This is a genomic window from Flavobacterium sp. (assembly GCF_043756175.1).
Classification (GTDB): Bacteria; Bacteroidota; Bacteroidia; order Flavobacteriales; family Flavobacteriaceae; genus Flavobacterium.
The window spans coordinates 1-6,943 of the sequence record NZ_JAYURN010000174.1; the positions used below are offsets into that span (position 1 = coordinate 1).

Consider the following 6,943-nt stretch of genomic DNA (forward strand, 5'->3'; position numbering starts at 1 on the left):
CCTCCGTTATACCCATTGTTAAAAATTCCTGCGCCAAAAACAGCTTGATTGTTTAACATCACAATTGCGAATTGTTGGATTGCAGAAATTTCCAACTCCGCTTCCGTTGTTGTATATTCCACCACCCAAACCATCGGTTGTAGTGGCTATTCTATTGTCGTTTGCTCCACTAATAATAAATCCGTCAATAACGGCTGAATTGTCTAATCCGAAATTACTTATGGTGTGATAGCTATTATCGGTTATTCCCACAACTCCAATTTCGGCACTTAAAATACTTAACAATCCGTTGCTTATAATTCGTTGCGAAAGCATTGTTTCACTTCCTGTAAAACTTCCGTAAATTGCTACGCCGTTTTTCATATTGAACGAAATGGTACGATTCGTAGTAGCAGTCGTCAAATAAGTTCCTTGTGCAACCCAAACTTCATCACCTACCCCAGATGCGTTTATCGTACTTTGTAATAAATTACCGGGAAAAGCCGTTGCCCAACTCGTGCCATCTTGAGTTACCAATCCGCCAGTTGGCGTAACGTATCTAATTGTGGCGTTTGAAACGTTTGAAAACAGTATAATTAGTAGCAAAGTAATTTTTTTCATGTTCGTCTCATTTTGTGTTATTTATCAAATGTACGATAATTATAAATACACATATTCATATTTATAATCTAAGGTTTTTTTTGATTTATCACTCGAAATTATCTTTCCAAAAGAGGCTTTTTTATGATTAAATTTTGGTAAAACTAAATTTAATTCAATCGCTTTTTGAGTGTAATATGCCACTCGTGTTGGATGAAATGTCGACACAGCATTGAACGTTTCGTTCCACGAATTTGTTTCAATAATTTTCATAATAATTCCAATACAATCTTTTTGATGAATTAGGTTTATGGCTCCGTCAGGGTTTTCTATATTTTCTCTACCAGCCAGAAATTTTATAGGATGACGGTCTTCCCCAATCAATCCGCCGAAACGCAAGATTGTAGTTTGAAAAGTTGCATTGTTTTGTAATAATTTTTCAGCTTCCAACAATTGTTTTCCGCCTTCGGTTTCAGGTTTCGGAGTGGTTTCTTCGGTTACAATCGAATTATCATCCGCATAAACAGAAGTCGAACTGACAAATAAGACTTTCGTTACTGATGATTTTTCGATAAATGGAATCAATGTTTTTATTTTAGCTACAAAATTCTCTGTGCTATTTCCTCGTAATTTTGGTGGAATATCAATAATTAAAACTTCTGAATTTTCTAAAAAAGCATCAACATTTCCATTGATTTCATTTTCATTTAACGAAAGAAGAAAAGATTGAATTTTATTTTCTTCCAATACAGAAAGTTTGTTCTGAGAAGTTGTCGAACCTTTTACGGAAAAATTAGTTGATATTAATGCTGTCGCCAATGGCAATCCCAACCAACCACAACCTAATATTGATATGTTTTTAGGAATCATTTAGTTTTCTTTTTTAACTAACATATAATAATCATCTTCAAGAATTCGATAACCTTGGTCGTACAAAAAATAATAGGTGTTACCAGTTTTTGTAGTCAAAATTGAGGTAAAAAACTCGAAATCGAAACCTTTGCCTAACAGTTTTGTTCTGGTTGTTTTGGCTTTCCCTTCAGTATTCAAATCTGACAAAATGCGATAGTTTTTGCGTAATTTGTTATTTATATTTCGCATTAAGTTGGTCGAATCTTTATTTATTTTGTTGTTATATGCATTCCTGCAACCGTCACTGCAAAACTTTTTATCTTCTCGGCCTATAATTTTCTCATTACATTCTAAACAATTTTTCATACGTAAATAATATTTATTTTTTATTGGAATATGTTATATTTATGAGGAAATCTTCATTTGTGTTCGTGATTTAAGTATCATAAATATTTCAACTTCTAAAATTTTCCTTTATATAATAATGCCTGTTCAATATGCGCAAAATGATGGTTACAATGCCAAGCATACAAACCAATCACTTCTTTTAGTTCGTATGTTTTTTGACTTTCAGGGTGTGTAAATGTTTTGACTAAATCCGATGTTTCGAAGCTTTTTAATAACATAGCCCATCTAGCATGAACGCCTTCTAATATTAGCAAGGAAGCCGAAACATTATCACAATCTCCATCTATAAGTGTTGCCCATTTTGATTCGTCATAAGGTTTTATGGTCGGATTGTCTTCAGTAATCGCCAGTTTGAATCTTATAAAACTATTCATATGACTGTCGGCACAATGGTGAATGACTTGTTTTATGTTCCAACCCTGTGGTCGATATGTCCAATTAAGTTCTTCGATAGATAAATTGGAAACCGTATTTTTTAATTTCGATGGAAATATTTCAATAATTTCAATCCAGTTTTTAATGTCTTTTCCTGAAATTGAATCTGGTTTTGTAAAATGTCCTATGGGAAATTTTAGGGTTTCTAAGTTATTATCAGTTTTCATAATTCATTTTCTTTATTCATAATTAATTTATTGATTTCATAAATTGTCTTTTCAACTTGTTCTATATCACAATCGGTCAAAATAATATCTTTAAAACCATTTCTCATATTAATTCTTAATTCGCTCGATTTTGCCGGAATATTAAATCCAAAAACAACTTCAATAAATTTATTAATAAATGAAGTGTCTTTGATTATTTCTAAACCCAGAATTTCACTCGTATTTATTGCGCCATTGTCTTTAAGATAGTCCGTGTTATTTATTATTAAGCAATTATTTTCAAGGAATAAATCGAATAAAGGGTGTTTTCTAATTCTATTTTCGATTATCATTTATTATGTTTAAAATCAACCAAATATAAATAAAAAAACCCAATTACAAACGGTTACAAATAATTACAACCGAAAGTAAGCGAATGATAACCGAATAAATTTCGGAACTCACCACATCTTTGCAATGTCGAAATCAAATAACAATCGGCACTAACATAAAAAATAACAATTTAAATTTACACGCCATGAATGCATTAAGAAACAAAGTACAGTTAATTGGAAACGTAGGAAACGACCCAGAAATTAAAATCCTTGACGGAGGAAAAAAACTAGCCAAACTAACTATTGCTACAAACGAAGTCTATTACAATGACAAGAACGAAAAAATAACTGATACCCAATGGCACAACGTTACCGCTTGGGGGAAAACTGCCGAAATTATTGAAAGTTTTGTAACCAAAGGAAAAGAAATCGCTGTTGAGGGAAAACTGACACACAGAAGTTATGATGACAAAGATGGTGTAAAAAGATATTATACTGAAGTAGTAGTAAACGAGCTATTGTTACTAGGAAATAAATAAAATATTTTGTAATATTTATAAGAGCGACAAGTGATTTGTCGCTTTTTGTGTATTAAAAAGTTGTTTTTTTTGACAATTTAATAAAAAAAGGTAATAATTATCGATTGAATTATTAAATTTGTCTAAATTTCAAAAGTCCTATGAAAAAAACTACACTAATATTATTGCTTCTAACAAGCGTGTTCGGGTATTCTCAAAACGACAAATATAGCACCGAAAGCATTGCTGAAGCCGAAATGAAATCTGCTTCAAAAACAATGAATTTGGCAGTAAATCCAAATACTCAGAACTATGATATAACCTATCACAAATTAGAATTTACGGTAAATCCTTCAGTAGCAAATATTGCTGGAAAAGTAACCACAACTTTTACTGCATTATCGAATATGAATACCGTTACTTTCGATTTTTATAAAACAGCAACACCATTTACCATAACATCGGTAAAAAAAGACGGCGCTAATCTGGTTTTTTCACATAATAGCACACATGAATTGGTTATTACCTTGCCGTCTGCTCTAACTACTGGAAATACCGCAACATTAGAAATTATCTATAATGGTACGCCGCCTTCAAGTGGTTTCGATTCTTTTAAAGTCGGAACTCACGGTATCGGCTCACCAATTCTTTGGACTTTGTCTGAACCTTATGGCGCTCGTGATTGGTGGCCTTGCAAACAAGATTTGAATGACAAAGTAAATAGTATCGATGTTTATATTACAGCACCATCTGCAAACAAAAGTGTGTCAAATGGTTTAGAGCAATCTCGAATTATAAATGGCGCAAATGCAACCACTCATTTTCATCACGGCTATCCTATTCCAGCTTATTTAATTGCCATTGCCGTTACAAATTATACTATTTATAACCAGCAGGCTGGTCTAGGAACAGTTGCCAGTCCGTTTTATCCAATTGTTAATTATATTTATCCAGAAACCGCAGCCGCTTCGCAAACTAGCTTGGCAGTTACACCAACTATTATTAACTTTTTCGAAACCATAATTGGGTCTTATCCTTTTAGAAATGAAAAATATGGTCATGCAGAATTTGGCTGGGGTGGCGGTATGGAACATACTACAGTGTCTTTTATGACGGGTTTTAATAGAGGTTTAATTGCACACGAAATGGCACATCAATGGTTTGGCGACAAAATTACTTGTGGTACCTGGAAAGATATTTGGCTAAACGAAGGAATTACTGAATATATGTCGGGATGTGTTGTCGAAAACCTTGACGGAGAAGCAAGTTTTGTTAATTGGAAAGCAAACAAAATAACCAGTATTACTTCGCAAACTACAGGTAATTTATATTTATATGATTCACAGTTAACTGACGTAAATAGAATTTTTAGTAGCCGTTTGACCTACAATAAAGGTTCGATGGTAACTAATATGTTGCGTTTTAAGATGGGTGATGCTAATTTTTTCCAAGCGTTAAGAAATTATTTATCAGACCCAACTCTAGCATATGCTTATGCAGTAACACCACAGTTTCAAACGCATTTAGAAACTGTTTATGGAAGTAGTTTGCAAGAATTTTTTAATGATTGGGTTTATAATGAAGGTTATCCAACATATACAATAAATGCATTTAATTCTGGTGCAGGACAAGCAACGGTACAAATAAATCAAACGCAATCTATTACAAACACAGCACAAATAGGGTATGTTTCTTATTTTGAAATGCCAGTTCCTGTTAGATTAACGTTAAATGATGGTCAAATAATAGATGTTGTGTTAGAAAATACGGTTAATGGTCAAAGTTTTAATGTGGTAATTCCTGCTGGAAAAACAGTTACAGGTATTGTTTTTGACCCAAATAAAAACATCATTTCTCGCAATAGTACTACAACACTCGGAATCAATAATTTTAATTATGAAAACGCAATAAATATTTACCCTAATCCAGCTTCGGATGTTTTAAATATCGATTTACCAACAAATATAACTTTGCAAAAAGTAAGTTTATATAATGCTTTAGGTCAAAAATCTTTAGAGACCAATCAAAATAAGATTAATGTTTCAGGTCTTTCGACAGGAATGTACATTGTGAATTTTGAAACATCAGAAGGGACTTTTCATAAAAATTTCATAAAAAAATAATCTCGGCACATATATTGTAAAAAAGTAAGGTGAAAACCTTACTTTTGTTTTTTATACAAAAAATTAAAATTAATAAATGGATACTTTAATACAAATAGCACAAATCTTATTTATACTTTCTGTCCTTGTAATTCTTCACGAATTTGGTCATTATATAACCGCACGAATGTTTAAAGTGAGAGTCGAAAAATTCTATCTTTTTATGGATGCTGGATTTTCATTATTCAAAAAGAAAATAAACGATACCGAATGGGGAATTGGTTGGCTGCCAATAGGTGGTTATGTAAAACTATCTGGAATGATGGACGAAAGCATGGATACAGAGCAAATGGCACAACCAGCACAGCCATGGGAATTCCGATCTAAACCGGCTTGGCAACGACTAATCATTATGTTGGGAGGAATCACTGTAAATATTATTTTGGCATTTCTTATTTATACAATAATGTTTAGCACCGTTGGACAAAAATATACTTCAACAGAATTGTCTCAAAAAAGAGGATTAATGTTTGGAGAATCTGGACTTAATGCAGGTTTTAAAAACGGAGATAAAATTTTGAGTGTTGATGGTAAAGTTCAGCCTAAATTTAACCGAATGATTATCGATGTTTTATTGGGAGATAAAGTTGAAGTAGAAAGAGATGGACAAAAGCAAATTCTAACTATTACCGATGAGCAAAAAAGTAAAATTCTAGGCTCAGAAGGCAAAGGTTTTATATCGCCAAGATTAAGCGAGGTTTATATAGATTCAATTACACCAAAAAGCGAAGCAAATAAAGCTGGATTATTAAAAGGTGACAAAATTGTCAAAGTTAATGATCAAAACATTAAATTTTTTGATGAACTTTCTACAACTTTGGAAGCTAAAAAATCAGATTCAATTAAATTAACTGTTTTAAGAGCAGGTAAAGAAATCGTATTATCATCTAAAGTTACACCAGAAGGGAAACTTGGTTTTAGGCCAACTTTTGAAGACAAAGAGGATTTTATAATAACAAACAAATTAAGCCTTTTTCAAGCCATTCCTGCCGCTGTAAACGAATCTTACACACAATTTATATATAACATTAAGCAATTCAAATTAATCCTTAGGCCAAAAACCGAAGCCTACAAGCAAGTAATGAGTCCGATAGGAATTACTCAGAAACTTCCAACAGAATGGAACTGGGAGTTTATATGGGGTTTTACGGCTATGTTTTCGATAGGATTGGCATTCATGAATTTGTTGCCCATTCCAGGTCTTGACGGAGGGCATGCTATATTTACCATTGCCGAAATGATTACAGGTAAAACTTTGAGCATAAAAGCAGCAGAAAGAGTTCAAACAGTTGGAATGATTATCTTACTGAGCCTAATGGCTTTAACCTTCGGAAAAGACATCTATGCCATAATAGCGAAGAATTTTTTCTAAAAAAGAGATAATTTTATTTGCATATAATAAAAATGGTGCTATCTTTGCACCGCTTTAAAAGTGAAACACACTTTCCTTCTTAGCTCAGTTGGTTAGAGCATCTGACTGTTAATCAGAGGGTCCTTGGTTCGAGCCC

8 protein-coding genes are annotated in these 6,943 nt (G+C 32.7%); 3 read left to right on the forward strand and 5 right to left on the reverse strand.

Translation table 11 applies throughout. From position 1 onward, the window contains the following. Positions 1-18: 18 nt before the first annotated feature. From ACH2BP_RS13490 to ACH2BP_RS13510, 5 genes are all read right to left on the reverse strand, one after another. Positions 19-600: a hypothetical protein gene (locus ACH2BP_RS13490; RefSeq protein WP_395060747.1), complete on the reverse strand. Its 582-nt coding sequence runs from the start codon at positions 598-600 to the stop codon at positions 19-21. Between the two features lie 39 nt (positions 601-639). Further along, the gene (locus ACH2BP_RS13495) at positions 640-1,449 is read right to left on the reverse strand and encodes an SDR family NAD(P)-dependent oxidoreductase (protein WP_395060749.1); all 810 of its coding nucleotides are present in this window, start codon (positions 1,447-1,449) and stop codon (positions 640-642) included. Next, the gene (locus ACH2BP_RS13500; protein ID WP_395060751.1) at positions 1,450-1,797 is read right to left on the reverse strand and encodes a hypothetical protein; all 348 of its coding nucleotides are present in this window, start codon (positions 1,795-1,797) and stop codon (positions 1,450-1,452) included. It abuts the gene before it with no gap. A gap of 95 nt (positions 1,798-1,892) precedes the next feature. Next, complete coding sequence (locus ACH2BP_RS13505; protein ID WP_395060753.1) at positions 1,893-2,441, reverse strand: YfiT family bacillithiol transferase; 549 nt, start codon at positions 2,439-2,441, stop codon at positions 1,893-1,895. Next, positions 2,438-2,773 (reverse strand): hypothetical protein, encoded by a 336-nt coding sequence (locus tag ACH2BP_RS13510; RefSeq protein ID WP_395060755.1) that lies wholly within the window; start codon positions 2,771-2,773, stop codon positions 2,438-2,440. Before ACH2BP_RS13510 ends, ACH2BP_RS13505 begins: the two co-directional genes overlap by 4 nt. 185 nt (positions 2,774-2,958) lie before the next feature. On the opposite strand from ACH2BP_RS13510, the gene ACH2BP_RS13515 reads away from it, so the two are divergent. From ACH2BP_RS13515 to rseP, 3 genes are all read left to right on the forward strand, one after another. Next, positions 2,959-3,294, forward strand: a complete 336-nt coding sequence (locus ACH2BP_RS13515) for a single-stranded DNA-binding protein (protein WP_395060757.1) — start codon at positions 2,959-2,961, stop codon at positions 3,292-3,294. 140 nt (positions 3,295-3,434) lie between these two features. After that, positions 3,435-5,396 (forward strand): M1 family aminopeptidase, encoded by a 1,962-nt coding sequence (locus ACH2BP_RS13520; protein WP_395060759.1) that lies wholly within the window; start codon positions 3,435-3,437, stop codon positions 5,394-5,396. A 76-nt stretch (positions 5,397-5,472) separates the two neighbouring features. Beyond that, positions 5,473-6,807 carry an RIP metalloprotease RseP gene (gene rseP / locus ACH2BP_RS13525; protein WP_395060761.1) on the forward strand — a complete coding sequence of 445 codons (1,335 nt, stop codon included), beginning with the start codon at positions 5,473-5,475 and terminating at the stop codon, positions 6,805-6,807. The last annotated feature ends 136 nt before the right edge of the window (positions 6,808-6,943 follow it).

Excerpts from the sequence above, each read along its gene's own strand:
- ACH2BP_RS13490 (WP_395060747.1), bottom strand. The coding sequence starts at position 600 with ATGAAAAAAATTACTTTGCTACTAATTATACTGTTTTCAAACGTTTCA.
- ACH2BP_RS13495 (WP_395060749.1), bottom strand. The coding sequence starts at position 1,449 with ATGATTCCTAAAAACATATCAATATTAGGTTGTGGTTGGTTGGGATTG.
- ACH2BP_RS13500 (WP_395060751.1), bottom strand. The coding sequence starts at position 1,797 with ATGAAAAATTGTTTAGAATGTAATGAGAAAATTATAGGCCGAGAAGAT.
- ACH2BP_RS13505 (WP_395060753.1), bottom strand. The coding sequence starts at position 2,441 with ATGAAAACTGATAATAACTTAGAAACCCTAAAATTTCCCATAGGACAT.
- ACH2BP_RS13510 (WP_395060755.1), bottom strand. The coding sequence starts at position 2,773 with ATGATAATCGAAAATAGAATTAGAAAACACCCTTTATTCGATTTATTC.
- ACH2BP_RS13515 (WP_395060757.1), top strand. The coding sequence starts at position 2,959 with ATGAATGCATTAAGAAACAAAGTACAGTTAATTGGAAACGTAGGAAAC.
- ACH2BP_RS13520 (WP_395060759.1), top strand. The coding sequence starts at position 3,435 with ATGAAAAAAACTACACTAATATTATTGCTTCTAACAAGCGTGTTCGGG.
- rseP (WP_395060761.1), top strand. The coding sequence starts at position 5,473 with ATGGATACTTTAATACAAATAGCACAAATCTTATTTATACTTTCTGTC.